Below are 22,107 nucleotides of genomic sequence, written 5' to 3'. Positions count from 1 at the left end.
ATTAAAACGATTGCAGGGGCGAGATTTCCGCCCGAACACACCGATTAAGACGAATGTTTCGGACGGAAAACTCCCGCCCCTGCAATTTTATGATTTCATTATTTGTTGCACAGACTTCCCGTAAGGAAAGTATATAGCATCCGGTTATTTGCCTACGCGCTGTTCGAGCTGCTTGTACAGATTCTCGAACGTCTTCGTATAACGCAATGACGAAGGATGGTTTTCTTCTCCTCCCTTGTCTGATTTCACATTAGCCATGCTCTTACATACATCATCCAGAATGTAAAAATGACGCATACAATTCTCGTATGAGGCAGCGAAACGCACATCATCCAAACTCAAATACCACCGGATATATTCAGTAGAATTTTTAGCCAGATGTTCCAAGATAGTCATTGCCTTTTCCGGATGTCCCAGCTTAATATAGTCATCAGCCATTTCTTTCGAACTGCTCATGATATAATCGTGAGGAACGGTAGTGCCGGGGATTACTTTTTCGCAGTAATCAAGCACTTCGAGCGCTTTGTCGTTCTTGCCCTCGCGGATAAGCTGGCTTGCCAATACCACGAACATGCGGCGATGGGTATCGCACATGCGGAGTGTGGTTTCATCCAAATAAATGTCCGGGTTATCGATGCCGCCGAACTTGAACTTCTTCATCAGGTTCTCATACATTTTTTCCGAATCAACACGTCGTCCTGTCTTCGTGTTATCGAACGGCGTAATGCGATAAGCCAATCCTTCTTGCAGGAAGTTGTTTGTCAGGTTCAGGTGATTATCCGAGCCTACGGTTATCGCCATGTACAGCGGACGCTCCCAGTTGGTGTTGGCAAGCATTTCAAGCATCATGAGTTCGCTCTTATAAAGCACACGTTTGCCTTTCAGTGAGATGTGCATGTAATCGGGAATGGAATCAGGAGTCATCATGCCCGAACGCTTGATGGCTTCCTTATCCAGCTTAATCACGAGGCTGTCGGTAGGAATCATCTGCAATTCGCTGTCCTTCGGATTACGTACCCAATACTTCAGGATATTCTTCAGTTCGTAGGGATTGTCACCGAATTCTTTCTTTGCCTCTTCCGGATTCTGCTTGTAATAGTTGTTGATGGTTTCCATTGCTTCGGGACGCACATAGACTGCCTCGTTGTGTCCGGACACGTAATCGATACGTTCCCAGTCGATAGGTACAGAAGGCGAGTCGTATGCCGGACGGCGCATCTGGTCGATATACCAGTCGGTTTGCAGGTAGCTCAGGTTACAAACCCGTACATCCGTACGCACACCTTCGGTTTCCTGATTATACCACAAGGGGAAAGTATCGTTATCGCCGTTGGTAAACAAGATGGGGTTTCCTTTATCGGGCACAGAGTTCAGATAGTTCTGTCCGAAGTCACGGCAAGTATAACGCCCGCTGCGGTCGTGGTCGTCCCATGTCTGGCTTACCATCTGTATCGGAACGCACAAGCAAACCACACTTGCCAATGCAGCTGCCGGCTTCTCGCCCATCTTCTTCCGGAGGAATTCGGCAATGGCAGCAACGCCCAGACCTATCCAGATAGCGAACCCGTAGAACGAACCGGCATAAGCGTAGTCACGCTCACGTACCTGCTGAGGAGCCTGATTCAAATACAGCACAATGGCCAATCCGGTCATGAAGAACAAGAAGAATACAATCCAGAATTGCTGGATGCCCCGTTCGCCGCGATAGGCCTGCCAGAACAGTCCGATGAGTCCCAATATCAGCGGCAAGCAGAAGAACACGTTGTGTCCTTTGTTATTTTTCAGCTCGTCGGGCAGTAAGGATTGGTCGCCGATCAAGGCATTGTCGATAAACGGAATACCGGTAATCCAGTTTCCGTGTTCGATTTCGCCTTGTCCCTGTATATCATTCTGACGTCCTGCAAAGTTCCACATAAAGTAACGCCAGTACATGTAATTCAACTGGTAGATAAAGAAGAAGCGGATATTATCCCACTGGGTAGGCACTTTTACCGTCATCATGGTTCCGCACTGGTCGTAGGGCACTTCTTTTCCGTCGATGCCTCCCAGCCAGTCCTCGTATGCCTGCGGATGTCCGGGCGCATCGCTCCACATACGCGGGAATAACATATTCTGCGCATATCTGTATTCCGTCTTGTTACGTACCACTTCGTAGCTGTCTTTTTCATCGGACGATTCTTTTTCCTTACGCTGGTAAACGGGAGCGCCTTCTACGACATCGTACATACATCCCCCGTCTACTTCTTTCAGAGCAGGTTTGGAAGCATACGTCTGCCCGTAGAACAGCGGGCGGGTTCCGTATTGCTCACGTCCTAAATATTCGCCCAGCGTGAAGATGTCTTCGGGAGAATTCTGGTCCATCGGCGTATTGGCAGACGAACGAATCACGATAACCGCATACGAAGAATAACCTACCACAATCATCATCAGCGCGAGCAAGCTGGTATTCATGGTACGGGCACTGACGCGGTATTTCTCATTCAGGTTGGCGAACAGGTAAATGGCAAGAACAGCCAATACGATGACACCGATAAGCACGCTTCCCCATCCATGACCATAAAAAGGAATGCCCAACAGTCCTACCGTGGTGAGGAAAGAGATGTTCATACGTTTACGGCTGCGCACGGTGTAGCTCTCGTAAACTCCCCATATAATGCTTGCCGCAAGGATAATGATGTAAATAATCAGTCCGGTATTAAACGGCAGCCCGAAATCGTTGACAAACAGCAGTTCGAACCATCCGCCTACCTTCACGATTCCCGGAACAATGCCATACAGCACCACAGCCACCAGCACCATTGAACCTACAAGTGCCGCAAGACTGCCTTTCAGCGTGGCATGGGGATGCTTCTTATAATAATAAACCAATACGATGGCAGGGATACACAACAAGTTCAACAGATGGACACCGATAGAAAGCCCCGTAAGGTAAGCTATCAGAATCAGCCAGCGGTCGCTGTGAGGTTCGTCTGCACGGTTATCCCACTTCAGGATGAGCCAGAATACCAATGCCGTAAACAAACTGGAGTAGGCATATACTTCACCCTCTACGGCACTGAACCAGAACGTATCGCTCCACGTATAAGCCAATGCTCCTACCAAGCCCGAACCCATAATGGCTATAACTTTTCCTGTGGTCAGGTCGGCATCGTTCGGACAAATCAGTTTTTTTGCCAAGTACGTGATGCTCCAAAAGAGGAAAAGAATACACGCCGCACTCATGAGTGCACTCATTATGTTAACCATCATCGCCACGTGCGAAGGGTCGGATGCAAACTGGCTAAACAGATTAGCCGTCAACATAAAAAACGGTGCGCCGGGCGGATGTCCGACTTCCAGCTTATAGCCTGTAGTGATAAACTCCGGGCAATCCCAGAAACTGGCAGTAGGCTCGATGGTCATGCAGTACGTCACCGCCGCTATGACAAAGGCTAACCAACCTACCAGATTGTTAATCTTGTTGTACTGTTTCATTATTAAATGCTTGTTTTTTGTTCAATAGCCGCAAAGATAGTAAAGATATTACTACTGAAAAGCGTTCATTGTCTTAAAGTTTATCAAGGAAGAAAAGATAAACGTGTACGGCGCAGCGAATATTCCCCCGTTTCCTCTGCACAAGCCTTTCCGAAAGAAGCACGGAAGGAAAAATTTTTTTCATCTTTTTTACCGGAATAACCTGCTGTTTTTCTGCAAAAGTGAGATTGAGGTAACTAACACACACTTTTGTAACCTCTTGTTTATTAGATAAATGAAACATACCTTTGTAGTATCGAAAAGAGAGTAAGAATACAATACAAAGCGAATAACCAACCTATAAAAACAAGAAGATTATGAAACAGATTGAACCAATCGCAACAGCTGCGAATTTTAGTGCCATCAACATCGGCAAATTAAACGAACTGAACAATTATGTATTGGAATTAGGACCGGATGTAAAAATCCCCGGAAAAATATTCGGCGGCACGGCACTGCAAGCCACAGGCGGAGAGTTTTCATTCCAAATGTTTCAACCCGGCACAGAAACCGGTTTCCTCCACACCCACAAAACACACGAAGAATTGTATTTCTTCTTGAGCGGTACGGGAGAATTTCAGGTAGACGGACAGGTATTCCCGATACAGGAGGGCAGCGTAGTACGTGTGGCACCGGACGGAAAACGCTCCGTACGCAACAACGGAACATCGCCGCTCATCATGCTCTGCGTACAATATAAAGGCAATACGTTTACACCCGAAGATGCGGCCGACGGATGCATCTTAAACGAACCGGTAAAATGGTAATACCGTTTTTCGCCGCAAACCAATACCGGTGCATTCCATAAGGAAACCGCACTTTCCGAAATGGATTTATAAAAGCATAAGCACAAATTTTATAACCCGGCATGGAGAGTTATACAACTCACCTTGCCGGGTTATATAACTCACTAAGGCGGGTCGTACAACCCAGCCTGCCGAGTTATAAATTTCATACCGAAAACTTAGCAAATCAATGCCGTCCGCCACCCGTCTCTGGCGGGCAATACCCTCCTTTCAGTCGCCTATTTCATCACTGTTTGCCCGCTTTTCAACCTTTAACTCTTAAAAACGTTTAAAGAAAATCGTGCCATCCCTGATTTATTTGTTATTTTGCACCAAATTAGGGTTTAAAGTGAACGTATTTAAGATAAATAAATGTCCGCTCTGCGGAAAAGACCAGTTTGAGTCGGTAATGACCTGTAAGGATCATTATGCAACGGGAGAACCGTTCGAGATATGCCGCTGCCGGACATGTGGTTTCTTATTCACCCAATCGGTTCCGGCGGAAAACGAAATCGGACGTTATTACGAAAGCCCGGACTACATTTCGCATACTGATACCCACAAAGGGCTGATGAACCGCGTTTACCATTATGTTCGTCGCTACATGTTGGGCAGGAAAAGCCGCCTTATCAAACATAGCTGCGGATTGAGCCGCGGATATTTATTGGATATCGGTACGGGTACAGGATATTTCCCCCACTTCATGCAGAAAAAAGGCTGGCGGGTATCTGCCATTGAAAAAAGCCCGCAGGCACGCGCTTTCGCAAAGGAACATTTCGGCTTAGACATTGATACGCCCGAAACGCTCGGCACATATCCCGACAAGTCGTTTGATGCCATTACGCTTTGGCACGTGATGGAACATTTGGAGCATCTGAACGAAACGTGGGAAACACTGGGGCGCATTTTGAAAGACCGTGGCGTTTTGATTATAGCCGTACCCAATGCAGATTCGTTTGACGCACAAAAATATAAGGAAATGTGGGCAGCATACGATGTTCCACGCCACTTATGGCATTTTACGCCTTCCACCATGCAGCAGTTCGGGGCCAAACATGGGTTTATCTTAACCCAGCGGCGCCCCATGCCTTTCGATGCGTTCTACGTATCGATGCTTACGGAAAAGTATAAAAAGACGCCATGCTACGTGCTGAAAGGAATGATAACCGGAGCAAAAGCATGGGCTGCCTCTCTTGCGAAAAAAGACCGGAGCAGCTCGATGATTTATGTCTTCAGAAAAAAACAATGATTACGATGGAAAAAAAAACGGGTTCGTTCTTCGATATGCAGTTTATCACCTCTGCCATCAGCACCATGTTGGTGTTGCTCTTATTGGGGATGGTGGTGTTTTTCGTACTGGCTGCCGGAAACCTTTCGGCGTACGTACGCGAAAACATTACGTTTTCCATCGTGTTCGATGACCAGATAAAAGAACAGGAGATTATCGGGTTTCAAGAAAAATTAAACTCCGAACCTTTTGTAAAACAGACTTTCTACATTTCCAAGAAACAGGCATTGCAGGAGCAGACGCGCGCCATGGGGACAGACCCTGCCGAATTTCTGGGGTATAATCCTTTCGAGGCTTCCATCGAAGTAAAGCTCAAAGCAGAATACATCAACTCTGACAGCCTGAGCTGGATTCAGGAGAAACTGATGGACAATAAAAATATTATTGAGGTAAACTACCCGCAAAACTTGATTGACTCGGTGAACCGCAACTTACAGAAAATAAGTGTGGTATTACTGGGGCTGGCGGCGCTGTTGACACTCATTTCGTTTGCCTTAATCAACAATACCATCCGCCTGACCATTTACTCAAAGCGTTTCCTCATCCATACCATGAAGCTGGTAGGCGCAGGATGGGGATTCATCCGGCGACCTTTCCTTGTGCGTAATATCTGGGTGGGCATCTTGGCTGCTGCACTGGCAGACGCCCTGCTCATGGGAATGGCGTACTTCCTTGTCAGATACGAGCCCGACTTGGTAGAAATCATCACACCTACTGTCATGGCGGTGGTCATGGGTGCCGTCTTCATATTCGGAGTTACCATCACCGGACTTTGTGCCCTGATTTCCATCAACAGATACCTGAGGATGAAAGTCAACGAATTATATTGTATGTAACGGATATTCACTAAACTTTTTTATTACCATTATGGATAAAAAACACTTTGCTTTTGATAAGACCAACTTTCTATTGCTTGCCATCGGCATGGTAGTTATCATCATCGGCTTCTTGCTGATGAGTGGTTCCGGTTCGTCGGAAACGGCGTTCAACCCGGACATATTCAGCGTACGGCGGGTCAAAGTAGCCCCCATCGTATGTTTTGCCGGATTTATCTTCATGATTTACGGCATCCTGCGCAAACCGGCCGATGACTCAACTTCTAAAAACGAACACTAATGGCGGGAGATTTAAACTTATTTCAAACGATTATCATCGCGATAGTAGAAGGTCTTACCGAATTCCTTCCGGTTTCTTCTACCGGACACATGATTATCGCACAACACGTCTTGGGAGTAGAAAGTACGGAATTTGTCAAGGCTTTCACCTTCATCATACAGTTCGGAGCCATTCTTTCGGTGGTATGCCTGTATTGGAAACGCTTTTTCCGTCTGAATCACAAACCGGCTCCCGAAGGTGCTTCTGCCGTAAAACGGTTTATACATAAGTTTGATTTCTACTGGAAGTTGCTGGTAGCATTCATTCCGGCAGCCGTTTTGGGCCTGCTGTTCAGCGATGCCATTGATGCCATGCTGGAAAGCGTAACCGTAGTGGCTGTGATGCTGATTGTAGGAGGTATATTCATGTTGTTCTGCGACCGCATTTTCGGTACAGGACGCGAGGATACGCCAATGACGGAAAAACGGGCATTCGTTATCGGACTGTTTCAATGTATTTCCATGATTCCCGGAGTATCGCGCTCAATGGCAACCATCGTAGGAGGTATGGCACAGAAGCTCACCCGCAAGGCAGCAGCCGAATTTTCGTTCTTTCTTGCCGTGCCCACCATGTTTGCCGCTACCGTATATAAAATGGCAAAGCTGTTCATGGAAGGCGGAACGGAAATCATAGCAAACAATCTTACCCCGCTGATTGTTGGAAACATCGTAGCCTTTATCGTGGCACTGCTTGCCATCAAATTCTTTATCAATTTCGTTACGAAATACGGATTCAAGGCTTTCGGATGGTATCGGATTATCGTTGGGGCTATTATTTTGATAATGTCGTTTTTAGGTTATAATTTGGAATTGGCTTGATGAACTTTAAAGAAGGAGAAGTTTTATATTTCGACAAACCGTTGCGATGGACATCGTTCGCGGTAGTCAACAAAATAAGATATCACATCAGTCGCAAGCTGGGAGTTAAGAAAATAAAGGTGGGACACGCCGGAACACTCGACCCGTTGGCTACGGGGGTTATGATTATCTGCACCGGAAAGGCAACAAAACGTATAGAGGAGTTCCAATATCATACCAAGGAGTACATCGCCACACTGCAGTTGGGAGCCACTACGCCATCGTTCGACCTTGAAAAAGAAATCGATGCAACTTACCCTACCGAACACATCACTCCTGAAATGGTAGAGGACGTTTTAAAGAAATTTGTCGGTACAATCGAACAAATACCTCCGGCTTTTTCGGCTTGCAAAGTAGACGGCAAACGCGCTTACGACCTTGCACGGCGAGGCGGAGAGGTGGAACTGAAACCGAAAACACTCGTCATCGACGAAATAGAGCTGCTGGAGTGTAACCTGCCGGAAATTAAAATACGGGTGGTTTGCAGCAAAGGTACGTACATCCGGGCATTGGCACGCGACATCGGCGAAGCACTCCACAGCGGAGCACACCTTACCGGACTTATCCGCACCCGTGTGGGCGATGTGAAACTGGCAGACTGTATGCAGGTTGACGGCTTTGAAGCATGGCTTGAGAAACAAGATATTGATGTTATAAACGATTAAGGAAAGAAAGGAAGAAGATGAAACTGTCACAATTCAAATTCAAATTGCCGGAAGAGAAAATTGCACTCTATCCGGCCAAGTACAGAGATGAGTCTCGCCTGATGGTGGTACACAAAGCTACCGGGGAGATAGAGCACGTTATGTTCAAAGATATATTGAACTACTTCGATGATCAAGATGCGTTTATCTTTAATGACACCAAAGTATTTCCGGCACGTTTATACGGAAACAAGGAAAAAACCGGTGCGCGCATCGAGGTATTCCTCTTGCGCGAACTGAACGAAGAGCTTCGCCTTTGGGATGTTTTGGTAGATCCGGCACGTAAAATCCGTATAGGAAACAAACTTTATTTCGGTGAAGACGACTCGATGGTGGCAGAGGTCATTGACAATACCACTTCGAGGGGACGTACGCTCCGCTTCCTTTATGACGGACCGCACGACGAGTTCAAGAAAGCACTTTATGCGCTGGGCGAACCGCCTCTTCCTCCGTTTATCCACCGTCCGGCAGAACCGATAGACGAAGAGCGTTTCCAAACCATCTATGCGAAAAACGAAGGTGCTGTAACCGTTCCTGCCGCCGGACTGCATTTCAGCCGCGAACTAATGAAACGTATGGAAATAAAAGGAATCAACTTTGCTTTTATCACCATGCACTGCGGGTTAGGTAATTTCCGCGACATCGACGTGGAAGACCTGACTAAACATAAAATGGACTCTGAACAAATGTTTGTGGATGCTGAAGCCTGCCGCATCGTAAACGAAGCAAAAGACCGTGGAAACAAGGTCTGCGCCGTAGGCACCAGCGTAATGCGTACCATCGAAACAGCCGTAGGTACAGACGGACACCTGAAAGAATTCGAAGGATGGACGAACAAATTCATTTTCCCGCCTTACGACTTCTCGGTAGCAAACGCCATGATAAGCAATTTCCACATGCCGCTTTCTACCATGCTCATGTTGGTATGTTCTTACGGTGGTTATGAACTGATTATGGACGCTTATCAGACGGCGCTGAAAGAAGATTACCGTTTTGGTACTTACGGCGACGCCATGCTGATTCTGGAAAAGTAAATTTTCGGGAGCAACCATCTACTAAGAGCCTGTTTAAATTTTGCTCTGCCTGCGGTTTGAGAATTGTTTTCGAGGATGTTTTTCGGCTTTTACGAGGAGGATAGCGGGCTATCTGACGAGTAAAAACGGGGAAACAAACCGGAAACAAACTCAAAAAGGGGCGGATGAAAATACTTAATCGGAAAATTTAAACAGGCTCTAAGCATCATTATATGTGGGGCGGGGTTGACCCGCCCTTGTTTTTACGTAATAACGTATGCCGAAAGTATATTTAGGATTAGGAACAAATTTAGGAAACAAACCGGACAACCTGACACAGGCTATCAAACTGATAAACGAAAAAATAGGGAAAGTTATATCGCAATCATCTTTCTATGAAACGGCTCCGTGGGGATTTACGTCTGATAACGATTTCCTTAATGCTGCGGCGGAGGTGGAAACCTCATACTCGCCGCTTGAAGTATTACGGCTTACCCAAGAAATAGAACGGACATTGGGACGTACTACTAAATCGGTAAACGGAACATACTGCGACCGATTGATAGACATCGACCTACTGATGTACGACAACTGCATAGTCAAGACGCCTGAGCTGACGTTGCCTCATCCTCTCATGACGGAACGAGACTTCGTAATGCTTCCTCTTATAGAAATAGCCGGAAACGAAATCCACCCGCTGTTCGGCAAACCACTGAAAGAACTTTCTCCCAAATCCAATGAATAATAAAACAGGAATCACGATGAACAAACAACAACTCCGTGAGGCGTTATACGATTTATCCAATCGTATCCGCCGTGCCGCCGATTCGATATAACCCTCTCCGATCAGGATATTTGAATATTTTCCTGAAACAATCCCCCTTCTCCATGCCTAAACATCGGGAAGGGGGATTGTTATGTTTACCACGCTACGATAGGCCATCCGTCGGGTGTCCATGTCATTTCGCGGATAATCAGTTTAGGAGCACCGTCTTCTTTCGCAGAGTAAGCGTGACAGATAAAATAATCCTTTCCATCAAAATGGTAGGCTGCATTATGTCCCACTCCTACGTAATCAGTATTTCCTTGAATCACTAATGAACCGCCTCCCTGAGCCATTGACTTCCCATCTTTATCCAGATAGGGACCCGTAACAGTTTTCGAACGTCCTACTACTACTTTGTAGTTGCTCTTCATCCCCCTACAACAGTAATCGAACGAAACAAAAAGGTAGTAATAATCGCCATGCTTCATGATGAAAGGAGCTTCCACCGCTCCGTCGCCCGGATCTTTATCGTCTAACTCAAACGAACGCTCGCGACGACTCAGCGAATACCATTCTTCGGGTTGTGCAACTCGTGCCAAATCGTCTGTCAGCCTCACCATTTTGATACCATCCCAAAACGAGCCGAAACTCATCCACGGTGTGCCAGCCTCGTCTATAATGATATTAGGGTCGATGGCATTCCACATATCCCGGTTAGGTACAGACTGGATGATTTTTCCTTGATCCGTCCATTTAAACCGTGCATCAGAAGGGTCGAGCGTAGGATTAGTGGCATGGCCGATAGCCGAAGTATTCTTGGCAAAAGCCGAACAAGAATAAAAAAGGTGATACAAGCCGTTGTGATAAATAATATCCGGTGCCCACGTATGTCCGTGATACCCCTTTATGGCATCTACCGCCCATTGAGGAGCTTCCTCAAAAACCGGCTTCTCAAACTTCCAAGTCTTCAAATCGGACGATGACATGACCGAAACCCCCTCGCCCGTGGCGAAAAGATAAAATCGATCTCCCTGCCGTGCAAGTACCGGGTCGTGTGTCATGACCTGCTCTATCGGAATCTCTCGCGAAGGAACTGCCGTTTTTACCGGAGTATCGGCGTACGCAGCGTTTACTGCAACCAGCAAGCACGCAGATAGTAGTAAGTTATGCTTCATAATGGTAAAATATTAAGAATGAATTAATTTCTAATCGGTTATCGATTCTTTGTCTACAAATTTAAAAGTTTTCACCCCTCGCGAAGTAGATAAAAAGAACGAAAAGGGTGGACAAACGTATTCCCGCCGGAAAATACTACCCATAGAACCGGTCAGTCTTACCGCATAAGTTACTTAACCTTCCGAATAGAAATATTCCTTGCTTCCGCAAGCGTTTTCAGCATACATAAACTACTCTTCCAGCAGGCTGCTGGGCGTAACGTTGAAGTGCTTGGTAAAGCACCGCGTGAAATATTTCGGGTCATTGAATCCCACTTCGTATGCAATCTCAGAAATGTTCATCGTACGGTTCACCTTATTTTTCAGCAAAAGTTCACGTGCAAGATTCAGCCGGTAATTTCGCATAAACTGACCTGCCGACTGCCCCGTAAGACTCTGCATCTTCTTATTCAGCAGGCTCTTGCTGATACCCATCTCACGGATGAAATCGCCTACCTCGAACTCCGGATTCTTATAGTTCCCTTTTACCACTTTCATTGCTTTATCAAGGAACTTCTTATCACCCGACCCTTCTTCAATCCCCAACCGGTCGGCATCCATTTCGATTGAGAACCGCTGCTGCAACCGCTTACGGTTTTCAAGGATATTCGAGATACGCGCCAACAACATATTCTCGTCGAAAGGCTTCAGCAGATAAGCGTCAACCCCCATCTTGTAACTCTCCAAGCGCGCTTCATCTGATGTTTTCGCCGTCAGCATCAGGAAAGGAATATGCGAGATGGCAAAATCACCTTTTACACGGCGCGAAAGTTCCATACCGTCCATGACAGGCATCATCAGGTCGCTGATAATGAAATCGACATCATACGATTTCAATACCTGCAACGCCTCTTCCCCTTGCGAAGCCTCTAATACATTATAATATTCCGTCAGAATCGAACGGATATAACCGCGCATATCCTTATTATCTTCTACAACCAACATGGTGAGTTTACTGTTGCGCGGAATATCGAAACGAGGTTCTCCACTTTCCTCATCTTCTTCCTTAAATGATTCGTCGGTAGCGCGTGTAATCGGTAGCATCACTCTAAATGTAGCTCCATGCCTCCGGTTGTTTTTCACTGAAATACTGCCATCCAGCAATTCCACCAACCGCTTACAGAGATACAGCCCGATACCTGTGCCGCTCTGTCCGCTTATCGAATCAAGACTTTGGTTGTCCGCTTGGTAAAAACGGTCGAAGACTAAATGGATGTCGGCAGGAGGAATCCCCTTACCTGTATCGCGCACGCTGATAAACAGTCGCCCTGCATCTCCCGAACCGCTCAGTTCCGCCACGTAGACTCCGATACGCCCTCCTTTGGGAGTAAACTTCAGTGCATTACTGATAAGATTGGTCAGCACCTTGCGCATGACATCTTCGGCAAACATCATATACGGATTATGCAAACGTACATAAAACTGCAAATCAATTTCCCGATTCAAGGCATAATCGGTAAACGAAGGCATCAATTCCTGCAAGAAACGGTTCAGATTGCCGTGGTTTACGGCTATTTTCATCCGTCCCTCCTCCAGTTTGCGGAAGTCCATCAACTGGTTTATCAGCGACAAAAGATATTTCGAATTACGTTCTACCAACTGCAACTGTTCGATAACCTGCGGATTATAACTCAACTTCAGCGCACGCTCAATAGGTCCCACTATCAGCGTAAGCGGAGTACGAAACTCATGAGTGATATTCGTAAAAAAGGCCAATTTGTCTACCGTCATCGCTTCCAGCTTACGAGACATCTCCAATATTTTGTTTTTCTGAGTCGTTATCTTTGCATTCGAGTCGCGCAGCAAATCGTTCTGCCGAGACAAAGCCAAAGTCTGGTCGGAAAGTAACTTTTTCTGTTCTTCCAATTCATGTGTACGCTCTTCAACCATCGTATGGAGCAACTTCTGCTGATTCTTTAATGCGCGATAACGCCAATACAAGAAAAACAGCAAGATGAATGCTACAATCAGATTGAACCAGATTGTCTTATAAAAATAAGGCTGCACCACGATGGAAAGTTCGCGAACAGGAGAAACAAAGTTTTTCCCATCCGAGGAGTAACGCAACTGGAAAGTGTATTTACCCGGACGCAGATTCGTATATGTGACCGCGTGCTGACCGGCAGGCATAGTAATCCAGTTATCATTAAATCCCTCTAAACGATAGGTGTAACATGCTAACGTGGAAGGGTTATAATCCAACGATGCGAAACTGATGGAAATCGACTTGTCACGTTCATGGAGGCATAGCTTACCCTCATCCAAAGAGAGTTTCCGATCGAAGCTATGCAGATTTGTAAATACCAAAGGAGAAGCCACAGCCTCTTCTACCCTCGGCATCAAACGAATTTCCGACAGCCCTTCAATGCTTCCCGCATAAACAGCCCCGTTACACGAGCCCCCGGTAGCATTCCAATAAAACTGGTTACAAAGAAGTCCGTCATGTTTCGTATAATTCTGGAACGAAACTTCTTTGGGAGAAAAACAAGACAATCCGTTGTTAGTCGCCAGCCAAAGATGGTTTTCATTATCTTCCCAAATGCCACGCACGCTATTGTTTATCAGTCCATCGCTAACACGATATGCCTTAAACCGACAACTGTTCTTGTCTTCGGTAACCTGATAAAAACCATTTCCGTTTGTCCCTACCCATACGTTACCGTCTTTACTCTGAAAAACAGACGTAATACGCTCGACAACCGCCACCGAAGGTTCATCCAGTTTATGGTCGTACAGCACATAATCAAGCGTACCTTTCTTATAAGAATGTAAATCGATTTTATAAAGCCCGGCCGATGTTCCCATCCATAACACTCCTTCCCGAGTGATACATCCGCCTAAGGCACCAAAAATATTTTCCTTGCGTTTTCCGCCAAACGGATCGCTTACTTTTTCTGTTTGAGGATCGTAAACCAAAATTTCATTACTCGTCCCTATCCATAATAAACGATTGATAGAATCGAAAAGCAAGACACCGATAAATGACTGTTCTAACCCGGGAGTTTCGGGCACGGTTATATGATGAAAACTTTTATCTGCCAGATTCTTACTATTCACCCATCCGAATCCTCCTCCCCATGTTCCGATATAAAGACGCGCTTGCCCGTCAGAAGCCAATGCACTTACCGAATTATGACTCAAATGCGCAGGCGATGCCGTAGTATAGTGCTCGAAGCCCTTTGTATCCGGACGGCGTACATTCAACCCCCTTTCTACCGTTCCGACCCAAAGAGTACCGTCTTTTTCTTCAAGAACTGCATTTATCAGATTCCCTGACAGGCTGCTCTTATCCAGTTGCGAATGGCGATAATTACGTATTTGCAAGCGTGAAGGAATCATTTTATTCAAACCTCCGATTTCCGTACCTACCCATACCATGTTGTCGTCAACCAACAGGCAGTTGATGAAATTACAATTCAATCCGGATACATCATTCCCTGCCTCCGACTGCTGGATTCTAATAAAATCATCTGTTACAGCATTATATAAATTAAGACCTTTCAGTGTGGCTACAACCAACATGCCGTCCGGAGTAAGATTTATATCTGTAATATAATTCTGCGACAAAGAATAAGGATTATTCTCCTCGTACTGATACGTTTTCATAACTCCCGAATTGACACTATACCGATACAAACCGGTATTCGTACCTATCCACATATCATTCTGCCAATAAAACATACAAAGCATTACTGTATTGACCGGCAAAGACAATGATTCCGGACAGGGTAAAGGCTGCTGAGGCATGGAAGAAGACTCTTTTACCAAGCAAAGACGCCCTAAATAGTCGAACCAGATATATCCGTTTGTTTCACAAAAAGCGAGACTGCGGTTATATAAATAAAGGTCGCAAATCTTTACGATGGCATCAACCTTTCCGTCAGGCTGGAAAGATATTTTATACAATCCATTGTCTGCCCCCATCCAAATATTCCCTGCTTCCGAACAATAAACAAAAGTGGAATATCTGATATGGAATGCGGCGAATTTCTCTCCTAAATTTTGCGGCTCCACTTTATGAAGACTCTTCACATCCAAAATATCCAGCCCCCGTTCACCCACCATCCAAATGCGTCCGTAACGGTCTTCACAGAATTTCCTGACAAAATTATTCTTTAACCTCGTCTCTCCCGAAAAGGTATTAAAAGTAACAAACTCGTAACCATCGTAGCGCGTAACCCCATCGCCGCCGGTTGAAACCCAAAGAAAGCCCTGACTATCTTTCATCAGATCTTCCACATAATTCTGGGGCAAGCCATCGTCCATTGTCAAATGCATAAAAAGATAACGCCCGTCTCCATTCTGAGAGGAAACCGGCATTTTCATTCCAAAAGAAAATACAATCAATAACAACAACGACAAGATGTGGGTTTTCATATTACAACTTTATTCATTCCGTCAACAAATATAATTCTTCCCAATCATCAGAACAAATCCAATCTAAGGAAAATACAGACAATGAGCTAAAAGTCCACCAAAGAAAATTAAATGTCCACCTCCCAACACCAGTTGCCCTCTATTTTTGCATCCGTAATAAGCCACTCATACCGGTTTATAGAAAGAGGTTAGTTAATTGTATAGACACAGACAAGTATCATGATGCTTGTCTGTGTTACATACAGAAATCAAAAAAAGAATGAAAAACATGTTTAACACACTGAAAAAACTTTTATGCTTCTTGGCTTTGACAGCCGTTACTTCCGCCATTTCTGCTGCGGAGAAAGACACCACCTTTGTTGCCACCGGCAATCCGATTGTAAGTTACAAATATTTAGGCGACCCTGCTGCTATGGTATACGACGGTACAGTATATATTTATGCCGGACATGATGAGTGCCCTGCACCCGAACAGTATTACCTGATGAACGAATGGTGCATCCTGTCTACCAAAGACATGAAGACCTTTACCGAACATGCCTATACGTTTAAAGCCAAAGAATTTAAATGGGCAAAAGGCGAAGCATGGGCAAGTCAGGTCATCGAACGCAACGGCAAATTCTATTGGTATGTTACCGTAGAACATGCCACCATCCCCGGAAAATCCATCGGTGTGGCTGTGGCCGACTCGCCAACAGGACCGTTTAAGGATGCACGCGGTTCAGCTTTGATTACAAACGACATGACTACCCAATACACTTCCATTCCGTGGGACGACATCGACCCCACAGTGTTTATCGATGATGACGGACAAGCTTATCTTTTCTGGGGCAATACACAATGTTATTATGCCAAGCTGAAAGAAAACATGATTGAGTTAGACGGTCCCATCATGCCGATTAACCTTCCGCGCTATACAGAAGCCCCATGGATACACAAGCACGGTGAATGGTATTATCTGTCTTTTGCTTCCGAGTTTCCGGAAAAACTCTGTTACGCCATGAGCAAAAACATCAACGGCCCGTGGGAATATAAGGGAATATTGAACGAACTGGCAGGAAACTCGAATACCAATCATCAAGCAATTATCGAGTTCAAAGGAAAGACTTATTTCATCTATCACAACGGAAGCATCAACCCTCACGGATGCGGATTCCGCCGTGCCGTTTGTGCCGACCTGTTAGAATATAATCCGGATGGCACAATCAAGCGCATTCAGATGACAACAGAAGGAGTTTTTAAATAATTTTTTTATTATATTTGTCACGCACTATAATCAATAATTACTAACCATGAACAAACACTTAGCATTTTTATCGGCGTTAGCGTTATCAGCCGGCATGAACCTGAATGCGCAAAACGCAAATAACATGGTCATTCAAGCCAACAAAATCGGGGCAGAAATCCAACCGACCATGTATGGACACTTTTTTGAAGACATTAATTACGGCGCAGACGGAGGTTTGTATGCCGAACTGGTAAAAAACCGTTCGTTCGACTTTCCGCAGAACTTCATGGGATGGGACATCTTCGGAAAAGTAACTCTTCAAAACGACGGACCGTTTGAACGTAATCCGCACTATGTACGTCTTTCCGACCCGGGACATGCTCACAAACGTACGGGTATCGAAAACGAAGGCTTCTTCGGAATCGGTATCAAAGCAAACGAAAAATACCGTTTTACGGTGTGGGCACGCGGCGAGAATCAAAAAATCAAGGTAGAGCTGATTAACAATGCTTCGATGGGAGAAACTCAGGTGATCACTTCGCAAGACGTTGCCATCAACTCGAAAGAGTGGAAAAAATACGAAGTAATCCTTACTCCGGGCGAAACACAAGAAAAGGCTCACCTGCGCATATTCCTTGCATCGCCGGGCAGCGTAGATTTGGAACATGTTTCTTTATTCCCGGTAGATACTTGGAAAGGACGCGAAAACGGCTTGCGCAAAGATCTCGTACAGGCTTTGGCTGATACCAAACCGGGAGTATTCCGTTTCCCCGGCGGATGTATCGTTGAAGGTACAGACTTGGCTACACGATATAACTGGAAAAACTCGGTAGGACCGGTAGAAAACCGACCGATTAACGAAAACCGCTGGCATTATACGTTCCCACACCGCTTTTACCCGGATTATTTCCAGACTTACGGCATGGGATTCTATGAACTGTTCTTACTTGCCGAAGACATGGGCGCCGAACCGCTTCCGGTACTGAACTGCGGCTTGTCTTGCCAATATCAGAACGATGATCCGAAAGCGCATGTGCCCGTAGACCAATTAGACAGTTATATCCAAGATGCACTCGACCTCATCGAATTTGCAAACGGCGACACCAATACGAAATGGGGTAAACTGCGTGCCGACATGGGACACCCGGCTCCATTTAACCTGAAATTCATCGGAATAGGTAACGAACAATGGGGACCTGAATATCCGGAACGCTTGAAACTGTTTGTCGAAGCCATCCGCAAGGCTTATCCTGATATGAAAATTATCGGTTCATCCGGTCCACAGTCTGAAGGCGAAGATTTCGATTACTTGTGGCCGGAAATGAAGAAACTCAAAGTAGACCTTGTAGACGAACACTTCTACCGTCCGGAAAGCTGGTTCTTGAAATCAGGAAACCGCTATGATAATTACGACCGGAAAGGGCCGAAAGTATTTGCCGGTGAATATGCTTGCCACGGCGACGGAAAGAAATGGAATCATTTCCATGCCTCACTGCTCGAAGCTGCTTTCCTTACAGGGGTTGAACGCAATGCCGATGTAGTTCACATGGCTACTTACGCTCCGCTGCTGGCTCATGTAGAAGGATGGCAATGGCGTCCGGACTTGATTTGGTTCGACAACCTGCGTTCTGTACGCTCTTGCAGCTGGTACGTACAGTCATTATACGGACACAACAAGGGAACTAACGTTGTTCCGCTCACCATGAACAAACAGGCAGTAAGCGGTCAGGAAGGTCAGAACGGACTGTTTGCAAGCGCCGTGTGGGATGAACCTACCCAGACTTACATTGTCAAAATAGCCAATACCTCCGACAAAGCTCAAGCCATCAATCTGGAATTTAAAGGTTTGAAAAAGTCAGAGAAATTAGGCGAAGGCAAACTGATTACGCTTCACTCAGACAACCTTGATGCTGAAAACACGTTAGACAATCCGAATGCTATCGTGCCGAAAGAATCTGCCGTAAACATCGAAGGAAATACTTTGAATACCGAAATCGGCGCAATGACTTTTGCTGTCTACAAATTTAAGAAGTTATAATAAACATTTTTCTCTTGCTATTAATAGCTCATTTAAACGCGGGCTTTCACAGGTCGACAAACCGTCAATCGTGGAAGTCCGCGTTACTTTTAACAGCCTGTCAAGTGCAATCGTCAGAAATTATCTCAAAAGTCTTAGAGCGTGTCGTACAAATAGACAAAAGGCTCTAAACGACAACGAGCCAACTCTTAAACTATGTTATAAAACACACTTTCTTGAACGAAACGTTTGCCTATTACCCAAAAGTCCGTATCTTTGCATTGTGTTTTTCATAGTATTAGATTTTAAGGTTAACAAAGGTTGGAGTACAGCGGTACTCCTTTTTTTATGTCCGTAAATCAAATAAAATCAAATTCACATAAACAAAGAAAGTCAGCAGCAGAAAATAGTGCTACTGACTCTCCGACTAAAAAACAAACCGTAGAAACAGAAGTATGCCTGTCAAAACCGGGGTTTTACGAACTTATCATCAGGAGATGTAAACGACAGCCCCGGAACCGAACGACGTATGTCTTTATAAGCATATTCTTTTATCAGCGAATAGTCGGTGGCATCTAAGGCATAGTAGTAATCATCTTTGTCTGTCGAACGTTTCACAGTCCAATCAAACATGTTTCCGAAAATGGTCAATTCATCTTTTGTGGGGTCAAAAGCGGGAATGGCAGATTTGATGACACTCCCGTCGCTCTGAATCACATAGAAATGATGTCGGCTGTCTACCATGTATCCTAACGTCTGACGGCTGCGGAATTCGGTGATGAAGACGTATTCCGGACGCACATTGTCGGGCAGCCGAATGGCTTTTACATACGGACGGCCTTTCGTACATTTCAAGTGAAACAGTTGGTGGTTAGCGTCCAGCACCAAGTATCCTTCGTCGTAATCTTTACGGGTGGTAGGATTGCCCGAAGCATAGCTGGCGGGAAAAACAAAACCTTTTTGGAGCAACATGTCGGTAAACTGCTTGCTTTTCGGTTCGTCTATCCGGTTTGTCTCCATGCGGATAAACTCAATGCCTTTACCGGTAAAACGGAAAGCGTCATCGGGCATCTTCAGCTCCACCCGCTTGGACATCGATTCCATCAGGAAATAAATTCCCGTTTGGGGAGCGTTGATTGCCGACGGCACACTTTTAAAGGTAAAGTTCGTCATTTGAATGTCTTTCGGGCTGACTGCTTTGCCGCAGATGGTATCGGGAAAACGCTCGTCTGCCGTAAGCTGACGCACATAAAACGAAGGAAGCAGGCTGTCTACCTGTTGCTGCGTATAGGTGTTTCCCTTTGTATCGCTGCGTCGGATTTGCTTGTTCGCGTCCGTCTGAATGAATATGAAATCGCCCAAAACCGAGCTGTACATCGTAAACGGGGTTTTCACCGGTTTGGCTGTAAAGAATGCGTAACACCACGGCAACTGCCATACCAGCAGAACCGCCACGGTGAGATAAAGAAATATTTTACTGAATCGAATCATCTTTGTTTCATTTTTTAATCATTAATCAGTCTTGTTTACCGGCTTTAAACCGCACCACGGAAATCCATGAAAGCGAAGCGATGAGCAGCGTGTACAGGGTCAGCACGGGCAGGAAGCTGTTATAGGCCTCGGGTGCCGGAGCCAAGAAGTAGATGCGGCAAATCAATGCGGCAATAATCAGATTCAGCACCCGGCGTTTCCATGTGGGTTCCAGACAAATCCACGCCACGAACAAATAGCCTGCACCACCTGCCAGAAACCACGGAACTGCCGACAGCAGAATGTGCCGAACCAACTCGCCCGTAAAGTGCTGGGGCAGGTAAATGCCCATGATGATGAAACTCGTGGCGAAACATGCAGCCAGCGCAAGCAGCCCGAAAGCCAGAATAGCCAGAATCATCTTCTTCTGCGAGTAAGGCAGATGCAAAGTCAGCTTCAAGCACTTGCGTTGCATTTCGGGAAAAAACTGTACGGCTGCCAGCAGGATACCGGTAAGCAGCGGAACATATTGCAACAAATCAACAAATATGGCATCTTTCTGAACCATAACCACCCACAGATGGTCGATTCCCTGCATGGCTATCACGCGACTGACGCGAAGCATGGAGTATCCCGTGATTCCTATCATGAACAGGGTGGCCAACAGCAAATACCAGCGTGTTTTTATCCACTCTTTATAAAATATGGCTTGTATCATACGTTTCTCTTTTTCTGTTTAATGTTAATACTTTCCGGTAAGCCCGATGAAGGCGTCCTCCAGACTTACGTGTTCGTACCGCAAATCGGTATAGGGGACTTGCGACTGTTTCAAAAGTCCCTCCATTTCGGCAGGCGGAAGGAAAGAATGGGTTTCCAATGTCTGCCGAATCACCGCCGGATGATAACAGCTCTCCGGCAAGTGAGGCTGATAGCCTTCGGGTACGGTACAAGTATATCGTCGGAGGTTCTTCATCAATGTTTCAACAGGCTGCTGGATAAGGATAGAACCGTAGTCCATAATGATACAGTCATCAATCAGCCGCTCCATATCCTGAATAATATGAGAAGTCAGGAAAACGGTTTTATTTTCAGAGCGGGCATAATCGCGCAGATAGTCAACAAAAAGCCGACGATAGCCGGGGTCAAGCCCTAAAGAGAAATCGTCTAAAATCAAAAGTTCAGGGTCTTGGGCAAGAATCAGCCCCAACGCCACTTGCGAACGCTGCCCGTTCGACATGCGCGAGATGCGCTGCCCCGGAGCCACTTTCAGCTTATTCATCAAGTCGTAATATGCCTCCTTTTTCCATTGCCCCGGATAGAAAGAAGCATAAAACTTCTCTATCTGTGTAATGTTCATAAACTGATACTGAACATGCCCTTCCAGCAGCAAACCGATGTTCCGGCGCAGGGCGGGATTCATGGTTTGAATATTCTCTCCGAATATGCGACACACCCCTGAACGCGGTTGAAGATAACCGCTCAAAATATTGATAGTTGTTGTTTTCCCTGTACCATTCTTACCCAGCAGTCCTAAAATACGTCCCTGAGGTACATCGAAGCTCAGGTTCTCATAAATTTTACGTTTGCCGTAATAATGAGTCAGGTTTTTACATTCTATTATTGCACTCATTCTTTATATCTTTTTCCGTTTTTTGATACCTTGAAAAATTCTACCCATAGGACGAACCAACTCTACCCATAGAACTGATGAATTCTACCC

General features: G+C 45.7%; 17 protein-coding genes. 11 read left to right on the top strand and 6 right to left on the bottom strand.

The annotated features are described in order from the left end of the window. Positions 1-144: 144 nt before the first annotated feature. The gene (locus tag H9626_RS12695) at positions 145-3,474 is read right to left on the bottom strand and encodes a glycosyltransferase family 117 protein (RefSeq protein ID WP_191710717.1); all 3,330 of its coding nucleotides are present in this window, start codon (positions 3,472-3,474) and stop codon (positions 145-147) included. A 356-nt stretch (positions 3,475-3,830) separates the two neighbouring features. Between H9626_RS12695 and H9626_RS12690 the strand changes: the two genes are divergently transcribed. The 9 genes from H9626_RS12690 to H9626_RS15605 all read left to right on the top strand — a co-directional run bounded on the left by H9626_RS12690 (position 3,831) and on the right by H9626_RS15605 (position 10,151). Beyond that, complete coding sequence (locus tag H9626_RS12690; RefSeq protein ID WP_178256794.1) at positions 3,831-4,280, top strand: cupin domain-containing protein; 450 nt, start codon at positions 3,831-3,833, stop codon at positions 4,278-4,280. Between the two features lie 367 nt (positions 4,281-4,647). After that, entirely contained in the window at positions 4,648-5,547 is a 900-nt protein-coding gene (locus H9626_RS12685; RefSeq protein WP_249052693.1) for a class I SAM-dependent methyltransferase, read from the top strand. A 5-nt stretch (positions 5,548-5,552) separates the two neighbouring features. Further along, entirely contained in the window at positions 5,553-6,422 is an 870-nt protein-coding gene (locus H9626_RS12680; protein ID WP_191710716.1) for a cell division protein FtsX, read from the top strand. Between the two features lie 31 nt (positions 6,423-6,453). After that, positions 6,454-6,702 (top strand): DUF3098 domain-containing protein, encoded by a 249-nt coding sequence (locus tag H9626_RS12675; RefSeq protein WP_178256796.1) that lies wholly within the window; start codon positions 6,454-6,456, stop codon positions 6,700-6,702. After that, a complete protein-coding gene (locus tag H9626_RS12670; RefSeq protein ID WP_178256797.1) occupies positions 6,702-7,559 on the top strand; it encodes an undecaprenyl-diphosphate phosphatase in 858 nt (285 codons plus the stop codon). The genes H9626_RS12675 and H9626_RS12670 overlap by 1 nt, the downstream gene beginning before the upstream one ends. Continuing rightward, positions 7,559-8,263, top strand: coding sequence for a tRNA pseudouridine(55) synthase TruB (truB, locus tag H9626_RS12665; protein WP_178256798.1), 705 nt, complete (start codon positions 7,559-7,561; stop codon positions 8,261-8,263). The genes H9626_RS12670 and truB overlap by 1 nt, the downstream gene beginning before the upstream one ends. 17 nt (positions 8,264-8,280) lie before the next feature. After that, on the top strand, positions 8,281-9,336 hold the full coding sequence (gene queA / locus H9626_RS12660) for a tRNA preQ1(34) S-adenosylmethionine ribosyltransferase-isomerase QueA (RefSeq protein ID WP_178256799.1): 1,056 nt from the start codon (positions 8,281-8,283) through the stop codon (positions 9,334-9,336). Between the two features lie 256 nt (positions 9,337-9,592). Further along, on the top strand, positions 9,593-10,060 hold the full coding sequence (gene folK / locus H9626_RS12655; RefSeq protein ID WP_178256800.1) for a 2-amino-4-hydroxy-6-hydroxymethyldihydropteridine diphosphokinase: 468 nt from the start codon (positions 9,593-9,595) through the stop codon (positions 10,058-10,060). Then, complete coding sequence (locus tag H9626_RS15605) at positions 10,053-10,151, top strand: DUF5053 domain-containing protein (RefSeq protein WP_497801154.1); 99 nt, start codon at positions 10,053-10,055, stop codon at positions 10,149-10,151. Before folK ends, H9626_RS15605 begins: the two co-directional genes overlap by 8 nt. A gap of 85 nt (positions 10,152-10,236) precedes the next feature. Here the strand turns inward: H9626_RS15605 and H9626_RS12645 are convergent, their stop codons facing one another. Both H9626_RS12645 and H9626_RS12640 read right to left on the bottom strand, forming a co-directional pair. Beyond that, positions 10,237-11,256 carry an arabinan endo-1,5-alpha-L-arabinosidase gene (locus H9626_RS12645; protein WP_191710715.1) on the bottom strand — a complete coding sequence of 340 codons (1,020 nt, stop codon included), beginning with the start codon at positions 11,254-11,256 and terminating at the stop codon, positions 10,237-10,239. 231 nt (positions 11,257-11,487) lie between these two features. Next, positions 11,488-15,672 (bottom strand): hybrid sensor histidine kinase/response regulator transcription factor, encoded by a 4,185-nt coding sequence (locus H9626_RS12640; protein ID WP_191710714.1) that lies wholly within the window; start codon positions 15,670-15,672, stop codon positions 11,488-11,490. A 259-nt stretch (positions 15,673-15,931) separates the two neighbouring features. On the opposite strand from H9626_RS12640, the gene H9626_RS12635 reads away from it, so the two are divergent. Then, positions 15,932-16,918 carry a glycoside hydrolase family 43 protein gene (locus H9626_RS12635; protein ID WP_410554400.1) on the top strand — a complete coding sequence of 329 codons (987 nt, stop codon included), beginning with the start codon at positions 15,932-15,934 and terminating at the stop codon, positions 16,916-16,918. A gap of 46 nt (positions 16,919-16,964) precedes the next feature. Further along, positions 16,965-18,938, top strand: coding sequence for an alpha-L-arabinofuranosidase family protein (locus H9626_RS12630; RefSeq protein WP_191710713.1), 1,974 nt, complete (start codon positions 16,965-16,967; stop codon positions 18,936-18,938). Positions 18,939-19,379: 441 nt separating this feature from the next. On the opposite strand, the gene H9626_RS12625 is transcribed toward H9626_RS12630, so the two are convergent. The 3 genes from H9626_RS12625 to H9626_RS12615 are packed head-to-tail and all read right to left on the bottom strand — an operon-like array spanning position 19,380 to position 22,017. Then, a complete protein-coding gene (locus H9626_RS12625; RefSeq protein WP_191710712.1) occupies positions 19,380-20,408 on the bottom strand; it encodes a DUF4857 domain-containing protein in 1,029 nt (342 codons plus the stop codon). A gap of 25 nt (positions 20,409-20,433) precedes the next feature. Then, on the bottom strand, positions 20,434-21,105 hold the full coding sequence (locus H9626_RS12620; protein WP_072546071.1) for a hypothetical protein: 672 nt from the start codon (positions 21,103-21,105) through the stop codon (positions 20,434-20,436). 24 nt (positions 21,106-21,129) lie between these two features. Then, complete coding sequence (locus tag H9626_RS12615) at positions 21,130-22,017, bottom strand: ABC transporter ATP-binding protein (RefSeq protein WP_072546072.1); 888 nt, start codon at positions 22,015-22,017, stop codon at positions 21,130-21,132. Positions 22,018-22,107 lie beyond the last annotated feature (90 nt).

The sequence above is a fragment of the Phocaeicola faecium genome (assembly GCF_014837055.1).
In the GTDB taxonomy this organism is placed as follows: Bacteria; Bacteroidota; Bacteroidia; order Bacteroidales; family Bacteroidaceae; genus Phocaeicola; species Phocaeicola gallinarum.
This window is presented reverse-complemented; position numbering and strand designations above follow the sequence as displayed.